17 protein-coding genes are annotated in these 21,985 nt (G+C 43.2%); 1 reads left to right on the top strand and 16 read right to left on the bottom strand.

The features are described from left to right. Positions 1–3: 3 nt before the first annotated feature. The 16 genes from FXV78_RS09850 to eda form a co-directional block, all read right to left on the bottom strand. A complete protein-coding gene (locus FXV78_RS09850; protein ID WP_004841622.1) occupies positions 4–1,500 on the bottom strand; it encodes a sugar ABC transporter ATP-binding protein in 1,497 nt (498 codons plus the stop codon). A gap of 55 nt (positions 1,501–1,555) precedes the next feature. Continuing rightward, positions 1,556–2,530, bottom strand: coding sequence for an ABC transporter permease (locus FXV78_RS09845; RefSeq protein ID WP_023924251.1), 975 nt, complete (start codon positions 2,528–2,530; stop codon positions 1,556–1,558). Between the two features lie 326 nt (positions 2,531–2,856). Then, positions 2,857–3,855 (bottom strand): substrate-binding domain-containing protein, encoded by a 999-nt coding sequence (locus FXV78_RS09840; protein WP_009244978.1) that lies wholly within the window; start codon positions 3,853–3,855, stop codon positions 2,857–2,859. Next, a complete protein-coding gene (locus FXV78_RS09835; protein WP_023924249.1) occupies positions 3,836–5,641 on the bottom strand; it encodes a sensor histidine kinase in 1,806 nt (601 codons plus the stop codon). The genes FXV78_RS09840 and FXV78_RS09835 overlap by 20 nt, the downstream gene beginning before the upstream one ends. A 3-nt stretch (positions 5,642–5,644) precedes the next feature. Next, positions 5,645–7,249: a response regulator gene (locus tag FXV78_RS09830; protein ID WP_009244981.1), complete on the bottom strand. Its 1,605-nt coding sequence runs from the start codon at positions 7,247–7,249 to the stop codon at positions 5,645–5,647. Positions 7,250–7,423: 174 nt separating this feature from the next. Further along, the gene (locus FXV78_RS09825) at positions 7,424–8,854 is read right to left on the bottom strand and encodes a PTS transporter subunit EIIC (RefSeq protein ID WP_022038560.1); all 1,431 of its coding nucleotides are present in this window, start codon (positions 8,852–8,854) and stop codon (positions 7,424–7,426) included. Positions 8,855–8,870: 16 nt separating this feature from the next. After that, on the bottom strand, positions 8,871–11,177 hold the full coding sequence (locus FXV78_RS09820; RefSeq protein WP_009244984.1) for a glycoside hydrolase family 95 protein: 2,307 nt from the start codon (positions 11,175–11,177) through the stop codon (positions 8,871–8,873). A gap of 121 nt (positions 11,178–11,298) precedes the next feature. Continuing rightward, positions 11,299–12,120 carry a MurR/RpiR family transcriptional regulator gene (locus tag FXV78_RS09815; protein ID WP_004841606.1) on the bottom strand — a complete coding sequence of 274 codons (822 nt, stop codon included), beginning with the start codon at positions 12,118–12,120 and terminating at the stop codon, positions 11,299–11,301. Positions 12,121–12,244: 124 nt separating this feature from the next. Next, positions 12,245–13,255, bottom strand: coding sequence for an aldo/keto reductase (locus FXV78_RS09810; protein ID WP_004841604.1), 1,011 nt, complete (start codon positions 13,253–13,255; stop codon positions 12,245–12,247). Between the two features lie 19 nt (positions 13,256–13,274). After that, complete coding sequence (pfkB, locus tag FXV78_RS09805; protein ID WP_004841601.1) at positions 13,275–14,207, bottom strand: 1-phosphofructokinase; 933 nt, start codon at positions 14,205–14,207, stop codon at positions 13,275–13,277. 23 nt (positions 14,208–14,230) lie between these two features. Beyond that, positions 14,231–15,280, bottom strand: coding sequence for a galactitol-1-phosphate 5-dehydrogenase (locus tag FXV78_RS09800; RefSeq protein WP_004841599.1), 1,050 nt, complete (start codon positions 15,278–15,280; stop codon positions 14,231–14,233). Then, a complete protein-coding gene (gene xylB, locus FXV78_RS09795; protein ID WP_009244986.1) occupies positions 15,277–16,803 on the bottom strand; it encodes a xylulokinase in 1,527 nt (508 codons plus the stop codon). The genes FXV78_RS09800 and xylB overlap by 4 nt, the downstream gene beginning before the upstream one ends. A 61-nt stretch (positions 16,804–16,864) precedes the next feature. Next, positions 16,865–17,875, bottom strand: a complete 1,011-nt coding sequence (locus FXV78_RS09790; RefSeq protein WP_004841596.1) for a LacI family DNA-binding transcriptional regulator — start codon at positions 17,873–17,875, stop codon at positions 16,865–16,867. A 37-nt stretch (positions 17,876–17,912) separates the two neighbouring features. After that, entirely contained in the window at positions 17,913–18,764 is an 852-nt protein-coding gene (locus tag FXV78_RS09785; RefSeq protein ID WP_009244987.1) for a class II fructose-bisphosphate aldolase, read from the bottom strand. A 188-nt stretch (positions 18,765–18,952) separates the two neighbouring features. Beyond that, positions 18,953–19,978, bottom strand: coding sequence for a sugar kinase (locus tag FXV78_RS09780; protein ID WP_004841592.1), 1,026 nt, complete (start codon positions 19,976–19,978; stop codon positions 18,953–18,955). 23 nt (positions 19,979–20,001) lie between these two features. Then, positions 20,002–20,961, bottom strand: a complete 960-nt coding sequence (eda, locus tag FXV78_RS09775) for a bifunctional 4-hydroxy-2-oxoglutarate aldolase/2-dehydro-3-deoxy-phosphogluconate aldolase (protein WP_009244988.1) — start codon at positions 20,959–20,961, stop codon at positions 20,002–20,004. Between the two features lie 233 nt (positions 20,962–21,194). Between eda and FXV78_RS09770 the strand changes: the two genes are divergently transcribed. After that, a complete protein-coding gene (locus FXV78_RS09770) occupies positions 21,195–21,956 on the top strand; it encodes an IclR family transcriptional regulator (RefSeq protein ID WP_009244989.1) in 762 nt (253 codons plus the stop codon). The last annotated feature ends 29 nt before the right edge of the window (positions 21,957–21,985 follow it).

Here is a 21,985-nt window from a genome sequence, read left to right as displayed (position 1 = left end):
CTCCTACTCTATCTCTCGTGTAGCCATGTTCATGATATTTTCCTGTGTAGCCTCGGAAATATCCAGCTCACCAGTTTTCTTTCCTTCACACATTACGACGATTCTGTCACTCATACGTAAGATCTCAGTCATTTCAGAGGAAATCATAATAATGGCTTTGCCCTGTTCTGCCAGCTGATTCATCAATTTATAAATTTCGTTCTTCGCTCCAACGTCGATACCTCTGGTCGGCTCATCAAAAATCAGGATGTCACAGTTTCTTGTCAGCCATTTTGCAATAACGACTTTCTGCTGGTTACCACCTGACAGATTCACAACAAGCTGATCTACATTCGGTGTCTTTGTTGCCAATGACTCTACATACTGCTGAGACACTTCTTTTTCTTTTTTCTTATCAATGAAGATGCCCTTCATAAAGTGTTCCATTGTTGCCATAGAAGTGTTCTCTGCAACAGATTTCTGAACAACGATTCCGTATCTCTTTCTGTCTTCTGAAAGATATCCGATACCATTTCTAACTGCATCTTCCGGACTCTTGATATCAACTTTCTTGCCGTTGATATAAATATCTCCGCTGTCGATCGGATCTGCACCGAACAGTGCACGTGCTGTCTCAGTACGTCCTGCACCCATCAGTCCGGAGAATCCGAGGATCTCACCTTTATGCAGCTCGAAGCTTACATCTTTTACCATCTTTCCTGCGTTCAGATGATCGACCTTTAAGACAACCGGCGCATCTTTTGGCACCATATTCTGTGTCTTCGGATCTTCGTAGATGACACGTCCAACCATCATGTTGATGATGTCATCTTTTGTACAGTCTTTTGTGATCAGAGTTCCTACATATGTACCGTCACGCATAACTGTTACACGATCTGTGATAACCTTAATCTCATCCATACGGTGAGAAATGTAAATGATACCGATTCCTTTTGCTTTCAGATCATTGATGATCTTGAACATCTCCTGAATCTCTGTCTCTGTCAGCGCTGCGGAAGGCTCGTCAAAAATGATGACCTTTGCGTCATGAGAAATCGCTTTTGCGATCTCACACATCTGCTGTTTACCGACTGTCAGTTTGTTCATTGTTTCTCTCGGATCAATGTCGATATGCATTCTGTCAAACAGTTTTTTTGCTTCTTCATTCATCTTCTTGTCATCGATGCGAATTCCCTTTTTGAACTCTCTTCCGATGAAGATGTTCTGTGCCACTGTAAGATGACCAAGCATGTTCAGCTCCTGGTGTACGATAACAATACCGTTATCCTGAGCCTCTCTTGTATTTGCAAACTCTACTTCTTTTCCTTCATATGTGATAGTTCCGGAATCTTTTTTATAAATACCTGTGAGAACCTTCATCAAGGTTGACTTTCCGGCACCGTTCTCTCCCATCAGAGCAAGGACTTCACCTTTTCTGACTTCCAGATCTACATGATCCAGTGCATGAACACCAGGGAAAGACTTGTCGATTCCTTTCATCGTTAATATAACTTCACCCATTTTATTACCCTTGCCTTTCTATTTCACTTCTTCTCTCAATTATTATGTATCACGATTAGTTCTTTCTGCGTCTTGCAACAACGTCACTGAATACTGCGACGATAACGATAAGACCTGTGATGATAAGCTGATAATCTTTTGTAAAGCCAAGAGCAAGAATACCTTCCTGAAGCAATGCGATGATGAATACACCGATTACTGTACCACTGATAGAAGCAAGTCCGCCTGCCATGGATGTACCACCCATTACACAACCTGCAATTGCCTCATTGTTGTACTGATCACCATATCCAGGCTGAACAGTTGTGTAAGCGGCTGTGTAGAAGATTGCTGAAATACCAACCAGGATTCCACAGATAATATATGCAGACATTTCCCATTTTTTTACATTTACACCAGAAAGTCTTACTGCTTCTTTGTTGCTTCCAAGACATAAGATGTAACGTCCAAGTTTTGTTTTATTTAACAGGATCGCACAGACAATTGCCACTGCAAGGAAAATGATCAGACCTACCGGAATTCCATCAATACTGATGATTTTTCTAAACCAACCACCATCCTGCATCTCCTGCGGCCAGCTGACAGACTGTGTCTTTGTGAATACAGATGCAACACCTTTTGAAATATTCATACTTGCCATAGAAGTAATGAATGAAGGTACTGACCAGTATGCTACCAGATACCCGTTAAAGATACCAAAGATCAGTCCGATCACAATGCTGAGGATCAGCGCTACCGGCATCGGCATTCCATGTGATGTGAAGCAGTAGCCTGAAATCAATGCACAACAGAACATAACCGGTCCGATGGAGAAATCAATCCCTCCTGTTGCGATTACAAAGGTAACTCCCAATGATAAGAATCCCAGAAAATATGCATAATTGAGGGTACTCAGAATACGTTCAATTCCGAAGAAACTTCCCTGTGTCAGTGCGCAGAAGAAAGCATACATCAGAAGTAATACAAAGCATAACACGATTCTGTTAAACCCTACCTTTTTTACAAAAGGATTTTGTTTAATCTTTTCCACTTTTCGTCCTCCTACTTCTTTTGTTCCGTCTGTTTTAAATACGGAATCATTTCCTATCTCGCTGTTCTGCGCCACCGCCCTGTATCTGCTTCGACTCCTTCAGGCGCCCGCTGCAATACTTGGAAAACATGAACCCCAGATTTCATACTTTTCGTAGTGTCAGAATCGAGATCAACTTTCGAACCCGTGACTTCAGAACTAAGATTTATATATAGTATAGTCTTTCTTTTTCCTGATTGAAATTGAAAATCTTCCTAAAAAAGGTTAAAAAATTACACCACCGGGTAATATTTTACACGGTAGTGTAACCTTTTCACCTTTTTCGCTTACTGTTGACCGGAAAACGAGTATAAAAGTCTTTGATTTTCCTCTTCATACATATTCTCTTTGGTGATCAGCTTACAGCCGGAATCCAGATTATATTCCATCGGATAGCCTTCAATTGCTTTTACTGCCTGTTCCACCCCCAGATATCCGATATTAAATGGTTTCTGGATCACGATCCCCTGAAAGACTCCGGCTTCCAAAAGCTGGATCTGCTCCACGGAGTTGTCAAATCCAACAACCTTCACCTGATCTTCCATCCCCATTTTTTTGACGCCGCGGGCAGCGCCGACTGCTGAATATTCATTCGTTCCAATCACAACATCAATCTCCGGCCGTTCTTTTAACATTTTTTCTGTCAGATCGCTTGCAAGATCGTAAGAAGAATTACAGTAGACAATATCCTGAATCCGATTTTGATCCTCTCCCAGACCTTCTCTGATCCCATCCTCTCTTTCTGTCGCTGTGGAGCTTCCTTTTACGTGCGCCACAACTCCGATCTTTGAATCCGGTTTTAAAATTGTTTTTGCAAACGTTCCCAGTTCTTTCCCTGCTTTAAAATTGTCGGTCGCAACCACTCCGTTGGCAATTTCTTTGTCGATCACAGAGTCCACCAGGATTACTTTGATACCGGCATTGATCGCCTCCTGCACTGCTTCTGTCGTATGAGTATAACTGCATGGCGCAATCAGAAACGCATCCGGATTCTTCTTGATACTCTCTTCAATCAGCCGGTTCTGCCCTTCATAATCATCCTCTGAATCACTTCCGACCACCTCGATCTCACAGCCAAATTCTTCTGCTCCCAGCTTTGCTCCTTCGATCAGCCCGGTCCAGAAATCATTGGATTCATCAATGGTCTTAGGAACCATGATGATCTTATAAGTCCGCTTATTTTGAGAGCTGTCCTGAAGTACACCGATCGTGATCAGAATCAGGATCAAAAGCACAAATCCGGCCGTCATTACCCCAATCAGTCTTTTACCTGCCCGTCTCTTCATTGCTTTTTCCTCCATCCAGAGGGATCGTCACGGTCGCAACCGTTCCCTCACCTTTTCTGCTGATATAAGAAATCCCATATTCCGGCCCGTAATAGAGCTGCAGCCGTTTCTGCACATTATATACCCCTACCCCATTTGACTTGGTCTTTTTCTCTTTTTTCTCCAGAATATGTTCCAATTCCGACTCTTCCATTCCGGCCCCGTCATCTGCAACGACCAGACAGACACGATTGCCTCTTCTGTAACCGCGAATATCCAGATTTCCTTTGGTCTCTTTATATTTCAGACCATGATAGATTGCGTTTTCCACCAATGGCTGAAGTACAAACTTAATGATCCGAACATCCAGGATCCGCTCTTCCACGTCAATCGTATACTCCAGCTTATCTTTATAACGCATCTTCTGGATCGTCAGATAGCTTCGCACATAATCGATTTCTTCTGCCACCGTGATCTGCTCTCTGTCGTTGCTGATACTCTGTCTGAGCAGCTTTGCCAGAGCAGATGTCATCAATACGACCTGATCATTTTCTCCTGCCTCTGACATCCAGATGATAGAATCCAGTGTATTATAAAGAAAGTGTGGATTAATCTGCGCCTGCAGGGCTTTCATCTCGCTCTTTCGTTTCTGCTTCTGCTCATAGATGTTCTGTTCCATCAATGCATGGATCTTTTGCGTCATGGCATTGAACGATTTGCTAAGACTTCCAATCTCATTTTCTGCCGTGATTTCCACACTGGCCTGTTCAAAATCCCCCTTTTCCACCAGACTCATCGAATCTCTTAAGCGTCTCAATGGTTTGGTGATCTCGCTGGAAATGAAGCTGGAAATCAGAATGACACCGATCAGAATCCCTGCTGCTGCCAGAAGATACAACATCTGTGCCTGCCGATTGTTTTTCATCAATTCCGTCACATAAGATGCCCCTACCACTGTCCATCCCGTCTTCTCAGATTTTGACATCGTATAAAGCTTACTGTCTTCACCTTCCTCTGTCTCCAGAAAATCCCCTTTTGAAGCCAGGATATCCTCGATCCGTTCTTCTTTTAATCCACCATAGATCAGCTGCTGCTGCGGATGGTAGATCATACTGCCTTTTTCATCCAGAATAAAAATATATCCCTTGCTTCCAATGGATGTATTGCTGCAAAGACTGCTGATCGCACTGTAATTTAAGTCGACAAAAAATACCCCCTCGCGTTCTCCTGTCTGCTCATTCACAATCGCACGGCTTAAGGTGATCACCCAGTGATAGCTGCCTGCGATCGCATTCTGCACATGAGAAGATGACACCGCGATCCCGGTCGGTGAATGGATCGCCGCCTGATACCAGCTCTGCTGCCGGACATCCACATACTTATTGAGACGATCCGCTCCTGAATTGATCAAAGCTTCTCCGTTATCTGCAACAGCCGCAACATTGTAAATATCAGAACGGCTTTCCAGAATCGTAGTAAACTGCGTCAGGATCCGCTCTTTCGCAGCCTCCTTTTCCTCAGGCATCTGCTCCTGATTAAATAAATAACGCGACAGATCACTTCCACTTGCCGCCACCCAGGAAATATTTTCCATATAGTCTATATAGGAATCTATATCATAATTCACCTGACTGATCAGCTGAGAAGTCGAAGTTCTGGAATTCTCGTATATTGTTTTTTTTGTGAAATTCATAGCAATCAGAAGAAAGATCAGAACCGCAACTACCACCAACACAGAAAAAGAGAGCATCATCGCGTCCCGTATACTCTTAAATCTTCCAAATATCGTCATCTCACGCTTTTTCATCACTTACTTCTCCCTGGAATACTCTTTTGGAGTCAGTCCCGTGCTCTTTTTAAATGCAATGCTGAAATAGTGCGGATCACTAAATCCTACTTTTTCTGCGATCTCATAATTTTTCAGGCTGGTCTCACGTAACAGCTGCTTTGCCCGATCCATCCTGATTCCATTTAAAGCTTCTGTAAATGTCTTTCCCGTCGCTTCTTTGAATACACTGCTGAAACGGCTTGTGCTAATGTTCAGATGTTCGCATACATCATTCAAGCTCAAAGACGGATTGCCGTAATTTTTCTTAAGATATTCAAGTGCAAGTCTTGCCCAGCGCTCTCCGCTGGACTGCCCTGCCATCTCCATTGCTTCCATGGCACGCTTAACATACGCTCTCACCTTTTCCATGGCATTGGTAAAGCTTCTGGACTCCATCACATCTCCGATATCACGCTCATCCATCTGAAAATCTTCATTGGCTCTGCGCACCACGCCGTAAATGATCATCATGATCTGCCGGAGCCATGATACAGCCTGGTTTCTTGTCACATATCCATGACTGATCCATTTTTCCACATGATCCAGAATATCCATAAGCTCTTCACTCTGCTGGTTCTTCGCTGCCTCCTCAATATCTTTAAAGTCCTGTTCCAGCTCCAGAAGATTTCCGCAGCTCATCGGAGATTCACAGTCATATACCTGTCCGCTTCCTTTTGTATACCGGTATTTTAAGGTCGCCACTGCAGACTCATAGGATTTCGGCAGTTCTTCCAGCTTTTCCACACAGAATCCGATTCCGATAGAAACGCTCAACTGCATGGCCTCCTTCACTGTCTTTTGAATCTCTCTGCAGATCACTTGAATCTCCTGCGAAAATTCTTTTGGGTTATCGCTCCATAACAGCATACAGACTCTGCTGTCCGAATCCCGATAGGCAATTCCTGCATTGTAATCACTGACGATCTCATTGCTGATATTTTCCACCACAAAAGACATGAGTGCACTCTCTTTTTTCAGTTCATCATTCGTATCATACAAACTGGAATACACATCGATATCTGTCGTCACAACACGGTAAAACGCACCTCCCAGTTCAATTCCGAATTCTTTTAATTCTTCCATACTCGTCTCAATCGCCTGCGTTCCCTGCAGCAGCCTGGACAAGGTTTTGGAAATAATCAATGCCTCATTCTTTGTATAGGTCCGATATGCTTTTTGAAGCGCATCGATCCGCTCCTCCTCCGTTCTCTCACTGTCCAGTTTTTCCCTGATCCTGGTCAGTACCTCTGTCAGCTCCTTTGCCGTCACAGGCTTCAGCAAGTACTCTGCGACTTTATACTGAATTGCCTGCTTTGCATATTCAAAATCACTGTAACCGCTGAAAATAATGATTCTTGTCTGCGGCATATTTTCATAAATATATTTACTAAGCCCCATTCCGTCCAGATATGGCATACAAATATCCGTCAACACCACATCCACAGGATTTTCCTTTAAAAATTCAATCGCTGCTTTTCCATTTTCGCAATCACCTACCAGTTCAAACCCAAGATGTCCCCATTCTATCTTCGCGCTGATTGCTTCACGGACGAGGATTTCATCATCGACCAATAACACTTTATACACTTTTGTATCCTCCCACCTATGACTCCTGTCAAAAACACAGAAATTCCTACGCCTAGTATACAACAAAGCACTGTATTGTGAAAGTAGAAATTTCGGCGGAGATTTTCTTTTATACATAGAAAAAGTCGATGCCAGATATATCTGCACCGACTCTTTCCATGCCTGAAAGAAACGCTAAATATGATCGATTCCCAGTTTTTTATCAAATATTTTCATAAGTACTACTGCTGATACAAAACTTGCTATACATGCAATAATTGCTGCAACTACTGTGGAATCAAATCCTGTCTGTGGGTTGATGACTTGTAACCATCCAAAAATTCCATTGGTTCCTGCTGAGTACTGTTTTACTCCTCCAAATCCGATAATCGCACCCCCAATACCGGAAGCCAGACAAGCAAGGATAAACGGACGCTTAAACTGCAAAGTTACCCCATAAATTGCAGGCTCTGTAATTCCAAACATTGCCGAAATAATCGCAGGGCCACATACTCCTTTTAATTTTTTATTTTTTGTTTTGAGCATGATCATCAGAACCACCCCTGCCTGTGCAAACGCAGAAGCAAGTCCTGCGATCGTAATCGCGTCATATCCGAGAGTTGCCATATTATTGACGTTCAGTGCAACAAATCCCCAGTGCACCCCAAACATCACACATACCTGAATCAATGCTCCATAAAGAAATCCACAGATTGTAGAGTTAATTTCAAAGAGAAATCCCATCAGAGCTCCCAACAAATTACTTGCGAATGTTGCAATCGGTCCCAATACCAGAAGTCCCAGAACAACACCGCCCAAAATTGTAAGCATTGGTACGACAAATGCCTTCACCAACTGTGGAATACAACGATCCAAAAATCGTTCCAGCTTTGCCGCAAAAAAGCAGACTAATACAACCGGAATCACAGAGCTTGCATAATTCATCAGAATCACTGGAATCCCCAAAAATGTAACATATACCGGTGACTCAAAAATCGTTCCTGCAAAAAGGGTATACAGTGGCTCACCTCCCATAATGACCGCAATAGACGGGTACACAAGAGCTGCACCGATAGCCATTCCAACAAACGGAGTCCCACCGAATTTTTTCATTGCCGTATATCCTAAAAAGACGGGCATAAAGTAGAAAAAGCAATCCCCTGCAATGGAAAGGATCTGATAGGTTCCTGCCGTTGCATCCATCAAACCGGTCGCAGTCATAAGTGCCAGGAAACATTTAATAATTCCAGTTGCGATCAACAGATTTAAAATCGGAGTAAAGACTCCTGAAATCGTATCGATAAACCGGCTTGAGATTTTCTTATCTTTCATTTCCTCTTTAAATTCTTTTGCATCTTTTAATCCGCTTTCTTCTTTCTGCATATCATACACAGATAGTAATTCCTGATATACATCACCCACATGACGTCCAATCACAATCTGATACTGACCCCCGCCTTTTACGACGGAAAGCACACCTTCTATGTTTTTTACTGTTTCGTCTTGAATTGTGTCCTCCTGCTTCAACTGAAACCGAAGCCTTGTTGCACAATGATATACATTGAGAATATTTTCTTTCCCACCGATTGCCTCTACAATCTCTCTGACCATTTTTTCATATTTCATCTCGATCCCTCTCTTTTCATTCGAATACAATCACTTTCTTTTCGCCTTTTTCACATCTGATTTTTCTTGATTCTAATGTTTCATTTACAATTGTAATCTGCGTTCCATGAACAGATTCTACTTCTACGCTTTTTACACGGCATCCGCTCCACTCCATGTTTAGAATAAAGCCACTTTTTGTTCGGATTCCACTAACATTTCCATCCGGCATCTCCTGCGGCAAAGCAGGTAAAAGATAAACAACATCCTGGTAGTCCTGTACGATCATTTCCAATATCCCACAGGCTCCTCCAAAATTTCCATCAATCTGAAACGGTGGATGGTTATCCAAAAGATTGTCTAAAGTTGCCTCTGCCAATAATTCTTGAAGATTTTGATATGCTTTTTCCTTCTTCCACAGTCTTGCAAAAAACAGGATAATCCACGCTTTACTCCATCCTGTATGACCTCCGCCATTTTCCAGACGTCGATCCAATGTTTTTTCTGCTGCTTGTGCCAGCTTCGGAGTCTGGTCTTTCCGGATCTGCTGTGCAGGATACAAAGCAAACAACTGTGAAATATGACGGTGTCCCACTTCCAATTCTTCGTAATCCTGATCCCACTCCTGAATCTGACCATATTTTCCAACTTTTAATTTCGGCAGATTTTCTATCCGGTCTTTTACCAGCCCTGTTAATGGTTCCTCTTTTTCCAAAATCTCTACCGTTTTCAGATAATTACTGAATAATTCTCTTACAATTTCAATATCCATGGTTGGTCCCATACAAAGACATCCATACTGATTCTTAGCCGTGATGTAAATATTTTCCGGAGAACTAGATGGTCCTGTCACCCACTTTCCATCTGAATTCTGAACCATATAATTCATAAAAAACTGTACACTGTCTTTTAAAATCGGAAAATATTCCTCCAAAAATCCCTTATCTTTTGTATACTGATAATGTTCATATATATGCAGACACAGCCAGGCTCCGCCCATCGGCCATATCGTAGAGCTGGTATGATAATCCTGTGGTGCACAATCCCCCCATATGTCAGTATTGTGATGACAGCAAAATCCCTCTACATGATACATGGATGCCGCCACCTCTTTTCCCCTTGGATGCATACGCTTCAAATGCTCCAGAAGCGGAAGGTGTAATGCCTGCAATCCTGTTTTTTCCGCCATCCAGTAATTCATCTGAATATTGATGTTTATAGTATATTTGCTTCCCCACATGGGTTCAAATTCTTCATTCCAGATTCCCTGCAAATTTGCCGGAAGGCTACCCTCTCTGCTGGAACTGATCAATAGATATCTTGCAAAATCATAATACAGATTCACCAGCCCGATATCATGATGTCCTTCCCGGATTCTTTTTAATCTTTCTGGTGTTGTGAGATTATCCAGATTCATTTCCTGTCTGAAAGTGAGACGACTGGCATTAAAGTATGTTTGATAATCCTGAATATGCTCTCTTTTTCTCTCTGCATACGTGTCCAGAGATAATGAAGCCAGATGCTCTCTGCACCATTGTTTCGGTTCTGCAGATCGAAATGTCGTTCTTCCCGTAAAACAGATCAGAACTTTTCTTGCCTTTTCTACAATAATACGGCTTCCCATCTGATATTGCCTTCCCCCACAGGAACAAACTCGAACTCCCATGGCAAATCCAATTCCTTCCCTTCCTCCGGATGATCCTTCCAGCCAGATGTACTGATTTTCCTCTGCCAGAATCCGATCACAGAAGGATACTCCGCGACCTGATCGATTGTCTTTTCTGGTTGCAGATATCTCAAGGTTAATGTCCTCTCCACTTTCTGCACAAATACTGTACATAGCCACTTTTGCCGGATTTGAGGCAAAAAATTCACGATTCCATTTTGTTCTTCCCACACAGTATTCAATCTTTCCAACTGCCTGTTCTAAATTCAATATTCTCTGATATGCTTCCACTTCTGCTGCAGATTCCTTTAAATATGGCAGTCCACTTTCATCCCGAGCCAGTTTTCGCTCTGCTTCCTGATCCATAAAACGAATCCAGATATCTCCTAACGGCTGGTACACCCGCATATTAGGACTTGTAGCATACATACTTTGTTCTGCCAGTTTCTCTGCTTCCTGAACGTTTCCTTCAAATAAACATTCTCTGATTTTTTCAAGATATCTTCCTGCATCAGGATTAACCCGATTTGAAAATCCGCCTGACCATACGGAATCCTCATTCACCTGTATCCGCTCTTTTGCAACATTTCCGAACACCATTGCTCCAAGAAATCCATTCCCAATTGGAAACGCCTGGTTCCATTCTTCCGCCTCTTTCCGGAAATAAATATTTCCCATAGACTCCTCCTTTTTCTTCTCAAATAAAGCTCTATTTGTTACTATCATTATAATAAAAAAAACAGAGATTTTTAAAAGTTCGAATTTTGGAAACTTTAAAACCCTCTGTTTTTAACCTCTTTTATTTTGTATTCATACCTTCTGAAGTACCATATAACTCTTCATAACTGTATAATAGTCGTTCTATGAACACCTGATACAGGATTGGATGATTTTGGACACAGTCTGCATATCGAAACAACACACACTCATCTACTCTTTTATCAACCAACATTTGTTCATTCGATGTAACCAGCACGATTTTGGCTTTCGTCTTATCAAAACTATACTTTGGCGGCCGCCCTTCACGATTCTGATATTCAGTGATGTATTTTCCTGAATTCGAAAAAATAAAGATCAATGTCTCCTCATCCGCTGATTCGATATAGTTTTCCTGCTGTCTGTCATTCATTGTCGTATACAAAAACTTATGGTAATAATGCATTTTATGCTGCAAATTGATCGCCGCAGATTCTGAATAACTGATTCCAAACGCTGCCAGGTGTTTGTATTCATGCAAATCCACCGCCAGACGTTTTAACTGATCTTCCTCTATTCCAAACAATACAGATCTAATATCTTCTGACAAAATTTTTTCATATTCCCATATGCCATGCCCCCGAATATAATCTGTGATATTACATTTTCCATTGCTATTATAAATTTCCTTCTTCCCCTGCCGTACTGCTTCCAGTTTAAAATCTAAATAATCTTCAAAACCAATGTCTCTGACAAACTTGGAAATCGTTGACTTTGAAACAGCACACATCTTTGCCACATCACTGATCGACATTCTTGGAAGCTCCCATAAATTCCAGATCATCATTTTGGCAATATAAAATTCTGTAGAATCCGGTTTTTTCTCATTCAATGCAGTGATGAGTCTATTATATAAAATGTACATAGTTAATCTCCTTTTTCATATGTACTTCTATTTTAACCGAATTTTTTTCTGTTTAAAATAGCAATCTGCCTTAAATAAGTAAAAAGACATACCATACAGCATGCCTTTCTACTTATTTACAGCTTTACAACGTTACAATTTTTCCTTCTTCATCCCAGAGATCGTGCCAGTCTTTTGCGCCTTCCCACAAGAATACCTGTCCTTTTACAAGACGGTTGTTTCTCTCCAGTGTTGCGATCTTCTGCATTTCTTCTTCGGTCAGCGGATCTTCTATCATCGCTTTCAGGTTACTTACATATTCTGCTTCATGAACAGAGAACGGAATCGGAATCTGTCCTCTCTGATGTGCCCATTTTAAAGCGATCAGCGCCGGATGACAGCCATGTGCCTTTGCAATTTCCTGCATCTCAGGTGTCTGCAGGTCTGCTACATCTTCCGGACACTTATCTCTCTCCGGTCTCTGTGGGGAACCAAGCGGCATGAATCCGATCGGCTGAATCTTATGTTCCGTCAGATAATCAAAGATTTCCTTCTGCTGGAAGCACACATGCATCTCGGATTCACAGGCAGACGGCATAATTTCCATAAGCGGCAGTACTGCCTCCATTTTCGGAATGGTCATATTGGAAATTCCAATGTGGCGGATTAGTCCTTTTCTCACCAGTTCTTCACACTGTCTGTATGTATTCATAAATTCTTCCACAGAGAATGGTCTGGAATCCGGATTTCTGGAATCCACATCACATCCCGGTGCATGGTAGTTCGGGAATGGCCAGTGAATAAAGAACAAATCAATGTAGTCACACTGCAGGTCCTGAATGCTTTTTCTGCAGGATTCCTCTACTCTCTCATGCATATCATTCCATACTTTTGTCATGATAAATAAATCTTTCCGTTCTACCACACCCTCTTCAAAGGCCGCATGGAATACCTCTCCAATCTGATCTTCATTTCCATAACATGCCGCACAGTCAAACATACGGTATCCGCAGCGGATTGCTCCTGCCACTGCATTTGACACCTGCTCCGGTGTAAAACGGTCAGAACCAAATGTCCCCATTCCCACACATGGGATTTCTTCTCCTGTATACAATTTTACTTTCGGCACCATTGCCGGCTGAATCATTTCTGCCATGTTTTGTCCCTCGCTTTCTTTATTTTAACTTTGTTATTTTTACCTCTTTAAAAATGCGTTCCATATCTTCTTTTACAAAAAATCCGGTTTCTTCTCGAAGTGCAGCTGCCGCTGAAATCGCGCTTGCAAGTCTTAAACTTCCTTCCACGGAAATCTTCTGACTCATTCCGACTGCAAATCCGGCAATCATGGAATCCCCGCATCCCACGGTATTGACTGCATCGATTTTCGGAACCTGCGCCTGATAAATCCCTTCTTCACACACCACAAAGGATCCCTCTGCGCCAAGCGAAACTGCTACGATCTCCACTCCGCCTTCATGAATCTGCTTTGCTGCCTCGATCATTTCCTCCAGGCTGTCACAGGACATGCCTGTCAACATCCGGATCTCATCCAGATTCGGTTTGATCATTGTCGGTTTTGCTTCAATTCCCATGGTAAGCAATGCGCCGCTTGTATCCAGAATCACATTCCGTTTTTCCTCTCTGCAGATTTCCACCAGACGCTGATACGCGCTTCCATCCAGTCCTTTTGGCACACTTCCGGACATTGCTATCACATCTGCCTGTTTTACCAGATTGCGGAATTTCTTTAAAAATCCCTGAAACTGCTCTTCTGTTACCGTAAACCCCGGTTCCAGAAATTCTGTCTGCACACGATTCGTCTCATCCCAGATATTGATGCAGGAACGGCTCTCTGCTTCCAGATGGTAAAACTCACTTTGAATTCCGAAAGGCTTTAACGCCTCCTCAATATAATTTCCCGCATGGCCTCCTACAAAACCTGTGGCAACTACTTCTTCTCCTGCGATTGCTGCAGGTTTTGAAACATTGAGTCCTTTTCCGCCCGGAGTGTATGCACACTCCTTCACACGGTTTACTTCTCCCAGACGGAAATTTTCTACAACGTAACGTTTATCGATTGCTGCGTTTAATGTCACGGTCAGTATCATCTTACAACTATCTCCCCACTCATTTACGATTCGTTTACAAGTAACACTTTTCCTTTGACCAGTCCTGGCGTCTTGAACATCTGAAATGCCTCCTGTGCCTGACTCATCGGGACTTTTTTGTAGATAAATCCCGGATCGAATTTTAACTGTCCTGTTGCAAAATAATGTGCGGTCAGCTCCCACTCTTTTCCCGGAAACGGTGCACTGTAAGACATCCAGGAACCGGTCAGGTGGAACTCTTTCCGGTTCATATTCTCCCACATTGTCGGTGTGAATGTAAGCTCTGCATGTGGTGTTCCGATAAAGCAGACATTTGCTTTATTGCCCGCAAGTTCAAATGCCATATGCATAGTCGGGATCTGTCCTGCCGTCTCGAACACATAGCCATATCCCTTTTTCCCGGTAAGTGCCATTGCTTCCTGCATATAATTTTCTTTCGTTGTATTGATGACTGCATCTGCACCCAGACGTTTTGCCAGTTCCAGACGCTCCTCGCTGATGTCAAATACCACAACTTTTCTGGAGCCGAAAATCTTTGCCCACTGCATGGTGAACATTCCGATCGTTCCACCGCCTAACACAGCAACATACTGCCCTCCCTGATACTCGTTCTGTAACAATCCGTGAAGGGCAACTGTAGAAGGCTCGAACATAGCGGCCTGCTCATAGGAGATCGAAGAATCATAGACAACTGCATTTTGTTCCGGAATCACCACATAATCTGCATTGCTTCCCTGTTCTCTGGAGCCGATAAAGCTATAATGCTTGCAGAGGGAAAAGTTTCCATTCTGGCAGTCATCACATTTCATACAAGGCTTTAACGGTGCACCGGATACTCTGTCTCCGACTTTTACCTTTGTGACACCTTCTCCGATCTCCACAACATCTCCGGAGAATTCATGTCCAAGTACGATCGGATAAAAGTGTACTCCATTGTGAAGCACTCTCGGAATATCCGAACCGCAGATTCCGGATGCCCGAACCTTAACCTTCACTTCTCCCGGTCCCGGAATCGGCTCTTCATAATCCAGATACTGTACATCTTCATTTGCACAAACTACTGCTGCTTTCATTGTTTCTTTCCTCCTGTCTTTTTCATCAGACTTTTTAATTGTTCATACAGAGCTCTGTATGTCTCATAATTCTTTTCGTGGATTTCCTTATGCTCCACATTCGGCGTATGGACTCTTCCTTTATTGACGGTCTTCTCCACCGCTTCTTCAAAGCTTTCATACATTCCTACTCCGACTCCTGCAAGAAGTGCCGCTCCCAGTGTGGTTGCAGTATCTGATGAGGGGACTTCCATGGTTTTTCCGGTCACATCGGATTTGATCTGTGTCCAGAGGTGTGAATTTGCTGCTCCTCCCATTGCTTTTAACACTTCCACTTTTGCTCCTGCTTCTTCTGCCGCTTCCAGATTGTGCTTCAGTGCATAGGCAGTTCCTTCCATCGCAGCCCGGATCAGATGCCCTTTTTTCTTGCTGAAATCCAATCCGTAGTAAACACCTTTCGCATCCGGATCCCAGATCGGAGAACGTTCTCCGGACATATACGGAAGAAATACAACTCCGTCACTACCCGCCGGAATTACTTTTGCCTCTTCGTTCATCAGATCCAGAGAGCTGACGCCCCTTCGCTTTCCTTCCTCTCGTTCCCAGTCTCCAAATTCCTTTTCCAGCCAGCGCATGACACCGCCGCCTCCTGTAGTTCCCCCCTGAAGCAGCCAGTGTCCCGGCACAACATGGGCTCCGAGGATCAGCCTCTCGTCTGCACAATAATGATCCATGCAGATACTCATCCCCCCTGCCTGCCCGCCTTGCTCCTGTGTCTCTCCATCGTGAAGTACACCGACTCCCAGTGCTGCGCAGGCTGCATCCAGACCGCCTGCCACAACCGGGATTCCCACGCAAAGTCCACTTTCTTTGGCCGCTTCTTCTGTCACGGTTCCGATCACAGCATGGCATGGATAGATTTCAGGAAGCAGATCCTTTGAAAATCCGAGCTCCTCACACATTGCAAAATCCCAAGTCATTTCCTGCATATTAAAGCAATGCAAACCATAGCCCTGAGAAACATCCTGTGTCATTTTTCCAGTCAGCTTAAATGCAATATAGCTGTTTGACTGTAAGATCTTTGCTGTTTTTGCATATACTTCCGGAAGATTTCTCTGATACCAGACAATCTTAGGCGTTGTATACGATGGCTGCAGGGAGTTTCCACACAGCTTGAAAATCCGATCTTTTCCGATTCTCTCATTCAATTCATCACAGATGTCCTGCGCTCTTGTGTCCATCCAGATCGGTGTATTTGTCAGAACGTTTCCGTTTTCATCCACTGCGATGGCTGACCAGCTCTGCCCGTCAATTCCGATTCCCGCAATCTCATCCGGTGAAATCTCAGCTTTTTGTAACATTTCCGGAAGTACCTGGCAGATTGTATTCCACCAGTCCTCCGGATTTTGCTCTGCCCATCCGGGCTTTGGATAATACACCGGATACGTTCCGCTCTGCGCGGCCAGGACTTCTCCTGCTTTATTAAATACAGCGATTTTACATCCGCTTGTTCCAATATCAATTCCTATTAAATACGTCTTCATGTTCTCCTCCAAAACATTCCGAAACGTTTCGGTTTTCGGGATAAAGAAATCGTACACCTTGTCATACAGACAAAATGTGTACGGATTTTCCTTCTACAAAACTGGTCTTTAACTTCATTTCTTTCGGAGGCATCTCCCGGGTTGGATTGTCCAGTCTGTCCAATATCAGTTCTGCTACATTTCTGCCGATTTCTTTTGTCGGCTGTGTCACAATACTTAGCTTTGGATTGCTGGCTTTCGCAAACTCGATATTATCAAATCCTATCACTGACAGATCTTCCGGAATCCGGATTCCAATCTCATTGCTTTCGATCATGGCTCCAACCGTCATCTCATAATTTGATACAAAAACTGCTGTCATCTGCGGATTCTGTTTTGCAAGCTCCTTCATCGCCCTGGCACCGCCTGCGATCGTATAATCTCCATGCACAACCAATGAATCCTGTACTTCGATTCCTGCCTTTTTGAACGCCTCTTCATATCCAAGATATCGCTCTCTTGCTGTAAATACATGCTCCGGTCCTGCAATCATTCCGATCTTTCGATGACCTGCCAGAAAAAGTCTCTCTACTGCCGCCTGCGCAGCTCCCCGGTTGTCCACAAGTACACTGTCACATGGAACATCTTCCAGATTACGATCGATCAGCACAACTGGTTTTCCCACATGTAAAAATCTCTCCAGATGCTTTCCTGATTTGCCGGACGGCATCAAGATCAGTCCGTCCACCCTGCGTCGAAACAAAAACTCTACCGCTTCCGCTTCCCGTGCCGCATCTGTTCTACAGTCACAGATCATCGTTGCATATCCATGATTTCGAAGCACATCTTCCACTTCTGTAATAATCTCTGCACAGAAAATGTTGTTCAGCTCCGGAATGATGATCCCAATCGTCTTTGTCCGGTTTGTCTTTAAACCTCTCGCTACCTCGTTTACCTCGAAATCCAATTCGTCAATTGCCGCCTCAATTTTGATCCGGTTTTTCTCCCGGACATTTCCCCCATTTAAATAAGAAGAAATCGTTGCCAGTCCCAGTCCTGTCACTCTCGCGATGTCTTTCATCGTCGCTCCCATTGATGCTTTCCGCCTTCCTTACTACATCTATGTGGAACTACTGTACCTTTCCTGTACATCCACACATCTTCATTCGCAGTATGGTCTGTTCTTTTACGGCTTTCATTGCTGCAATTCCCAGTTTTTTCGGATCAAAGGTCTCCGGATTCTCTTTCAGCAACTGTTTTTCAGCATCTGTGTATGCTACACGCAATTCTGTCGCAAAATTCACTTTACACATCCCGCGCTGTACACATTCTACCACATCTTCTTCGCTGAGTCCACTTGCACCGTGAAGTACCAGTGGTACAGAAACAACCTTTTTACAATCTGAAACCCTTTCTTTATCCAACACTGGAGTTCCCGCATAAAATCCATGAGCTGTACCGATCGCGATCGCCAGAGAAGAAACACCCGTTCTTTCCACAAATTCTTTTGCCTCTTCAGGATCTGTATTATGATCCGCTTCTGCCTCCAGATCATCTTCTTTCCCGCCTACTTTTCCAAGCTCCGCTTCCACCGGAACTCCATAGGCATTGGCTACCTCAACCACTTTTTTTGTCAGTGCCACATTTTCTTCAAATGTTTCATGGGATCCATCGATCATCACAGAAGTATATCCGGCTTTCATCGCCTGTACAGCCAGCTCAAAGCTGTTGCCGTGATCCAGATGAAGACAGACCGGAATATCGGTCTTAGAAGCCTCTGCTTTTACAATTGCTGCAAATGTTTCCAAAGATCCATACTTGACCGTAGATGGAGTAGTCTGCAGCATAACCGGCGAGCGCATCTCTTCTGCCGCCGCGATCACAGCTTTTGCCATCTCCATATTTTCTACATTGAATGCTCCCACTGCATACCCACCTTTTTGTGCGTCTGAAAGCATTTTTTCCGACGTTACTAATGGCATATCTCTTTCCTCCTTTTCCTTAACCGAAACGTTTCGGTTTTGTGAGATAATAGTACTATACAAAAAGAATATTGTCAATCTCTTCTGTAAGGAAAACTGAAAAACCGGGACAGAAAAATCTGTCCCGGCGTATATTGGCAACAAAATAGTCGATTATGGCTTATTTATTTATATTCTTCCAAAAGTGCTTAGCGCTGTACACGTCCGGAAGCATCTCCTCCTGCCAGTTTGGCAACTTCATCCATAGAAACCATGTTGAAGTCACCTTCGATGGAGTGTTTCAGGCAGGATGCTGCTACTGCAAATTCAATGGTAGCCTGTGAATCATATCCGCTCAGTGTTGCAGCGATCAATCCGCCGCCGAAGCTATCTCCGCCACCTACACGGTCTACGATATGCATCTTATATTTTTTACTGAAGAAATAGTCTGTTCCGTCATATAACATAGCAGACCAGTTATTGTCATTTGCTGAAATAGATTCACGAAGTGTAATTGCAACTTTCTCAAATCCGAAACGGTCAGCAAGCTGTTTTGCTACATCTTTATATCCTTCGTGATTTACTTCTCCTGCAGTTACATCTGTGTTTGCTGCATGAATACCGAATACATCTGCTGCATCTTCTTCGTTTGCAATACATACATCCACATATTTGCAAAGTTCACCCATTACTTCTCCTGCTTTTGCTTTGCTCCACAGTTTATTTCTGTAGTTTAAGTCACAGGAAATCTTCACATTCATCTCTTTGGCTGCTTTACAAGCTTCCAGACAGATTTCTGCTACATTGTCATTGAGTGCTGGTGTGATTCCTGTAAAGTGGAACCATTCTGCTCCTTCAAAGATTTCTTTCCAGTTGAAATCTTCTTTGGATGCTGTATAGATAGAAGAACCTGCACGGTCATAAATTACTTTAGATGGTCTCTGAGAAGCACCTTTCTCCAGGAAGTAGATACCTACTCTGTCTCCTCCACGTGCGATCTTGGATGTATCCACACCGTATTTTCTCAAAGAATTTACTGCTGCCTGTCCGATCTCATGTGTCGGAAGTTTTGTTACGAAAGAAGCATCAAATCCATAATTTGCCAGAGAAACTGCTACGTTTGCTTCTCCACCGCCGTATGTTGCTCCAAATGTATCTGCCTGCACAAAACGATAATATCCTTCTGGTGCAAGTCTTAACATAATTTCTCCAAATGTAACTACTTTTTTACTCATTATTATTCTCCTTTAATAATTTTTTATTTCTGTACAAGATGTACTGCAAATCCGGCAACTTCTTCTTTTAAGTAAATTGCTGTAAGTTTTCCGTCTTTGTATTTTGCACTGTCCATATTGAACTCTACGCCCTGAGACTCCAGATAATTTACTGCACGATCTACGCTGTTTGTTCCTACTGCAATGTGTCCTTTTGCTCCAAGGTATGGGCTCTTCATTGCTTCTACAGCACTTCCTGCAAATACAGAACTGTTTCCGCTCTTCTTCTCAAATCCGAATAAAGAAGCGAATGTTCCTGCTGTTTTCTCAGCCTCTTCTTCATTTTCACAGTTGATTCCGATGTGTTTCAGTTCAAATCCAAGCATTGTCATCACTGCTTCTTTTGTCAGCTCTGTAATCTTATCAAATTCTCCTGCTGCAACAAGATCTCCTTTTACCATCCAGCTTCCGCCACATGCCAGGATCTTAGGGAATGCAAGGTAGCTGTTGATGTTCTTTGCATTGATTCCGCCTGTCGGCATAAATTTCATATTTGTGTAAGGTGCTGCCATGGACTTGATCATATTCAGTCCGCCGGCTGCTTCTGCCGGGAAGAATTTCACAACTTCCAATCCAAGCTCGATTGCCTGCTCTACATCACTTGGATTTGCTGTTCCCGGTGTCACCGGAACTCCTTTTTCAATACAGTATTTTACAACCTTTGGATTTAATCCTGGACTTACGATGAATTTTGCTCCTGCTGCAACTGCACGGTCTACCTGCTCTGTTGTCAGAACAGTACCTGCCCCTACCAGCATCTGTGGGAACTGCTCTGCCATAATGCGGATAGACTCTTCTGCTGCTTCTGTACGGAATGTCACTTCTGCACATGGAAGTCCGCCGTCACAGAGTGCCTTTGCCAAAGGTGCTGCGTCTTTCGCATCATTTAATACAACAACCGGAACAATCCCGATTTTCTGAATCTTTTCTAATACTTCGTTCATGGTCATTCTCCTTATCACTGAATCACGTTGTTTGTTTCACATTATGGAACTATGTTTCGTAATATGAACTCTTTAATTTTGATTATACTCACTTTCTATGGATTGTCAAGCCATTCTTTGCATTTTTTTACTTTACTATTTTTTTATTTACTCTTCTTCCCAAACTGTGCTACAATAACCACTGAATGATACTCGGCGCTCTTTTGAGCACCGGACTTTACAGGAGTGATCTTATGGAAGAAAAAAACCCAATACAGGTATCGGAACGTATTTTCCATACCATAGAATGCCTTGCCCGTACCGGTCCGATCGGACTTCTGGAACTGAGCAAGGAATTAAATCTCAATAAAAGTACCGTCCACCGTATCTTAAACTCCCTGATCTGTATGGAATATGCAAAGCAGGATGCGGAGACACTGAAATACAGTCTGACATTTAAATTCTGTGGAATCGCCAACCAGATTCTGGCCCAGAATAATATCATCGATCTGATCCGCCCTTACATTAAAGAACTTGCAGAACAGACCAATGAAACGGTCCACCTGGTCCAGCTGGATGGTCTGAATGCAGTATATATTGATAAAGTAGAGGCTTCCCACAATTCCGTGCGGTTAATCTCTATGGTCGGAAAATCAATTCCTTTGTACTGCTCCGGAGTTGGAAAAGCGCTGCTGGCAGATATGAAAGATGAAAAAGTAAAAGAAATCTGGGATCACAGCGAAATTCGAAAGCTCACCGATTACACCGTTGTCGATTTCGTCAAATTTCAAAATCTGATCGCAGATGTCCGCAAAAACGGCTATGCCATGGATAACGAAGAAAATGAACTGGGTGTGCGCTGTATCGCCGTCTCATTGAAAGGCCTTCACAGAAAACCCTCGTATGCCATCAGCGTATCTGCACCGAAAGACCGGATGGATGACGCACGGATGGAACAGTTTACCCATCTAATCCTGGATACCAAACAACGGATTCAGAATGAACTGGGAAATTAATTTAAAAATGAGGAAAGAACCTGTTTTTG

Source organism: Mediterraneibacter gnavus ATCC 29149 (assembly GCF_008121495.1).
Taxonomy (GTDB): domain Bacteria; phylum Bacillota; class Clostridia; order Lachnospirales; family Lachnospiraceae; genus Mediterraneibacter; species Mediterraneibacter gnavus.
This window is presented reverse-complemented; position numbering and strand designations above follow the sequence as displayed.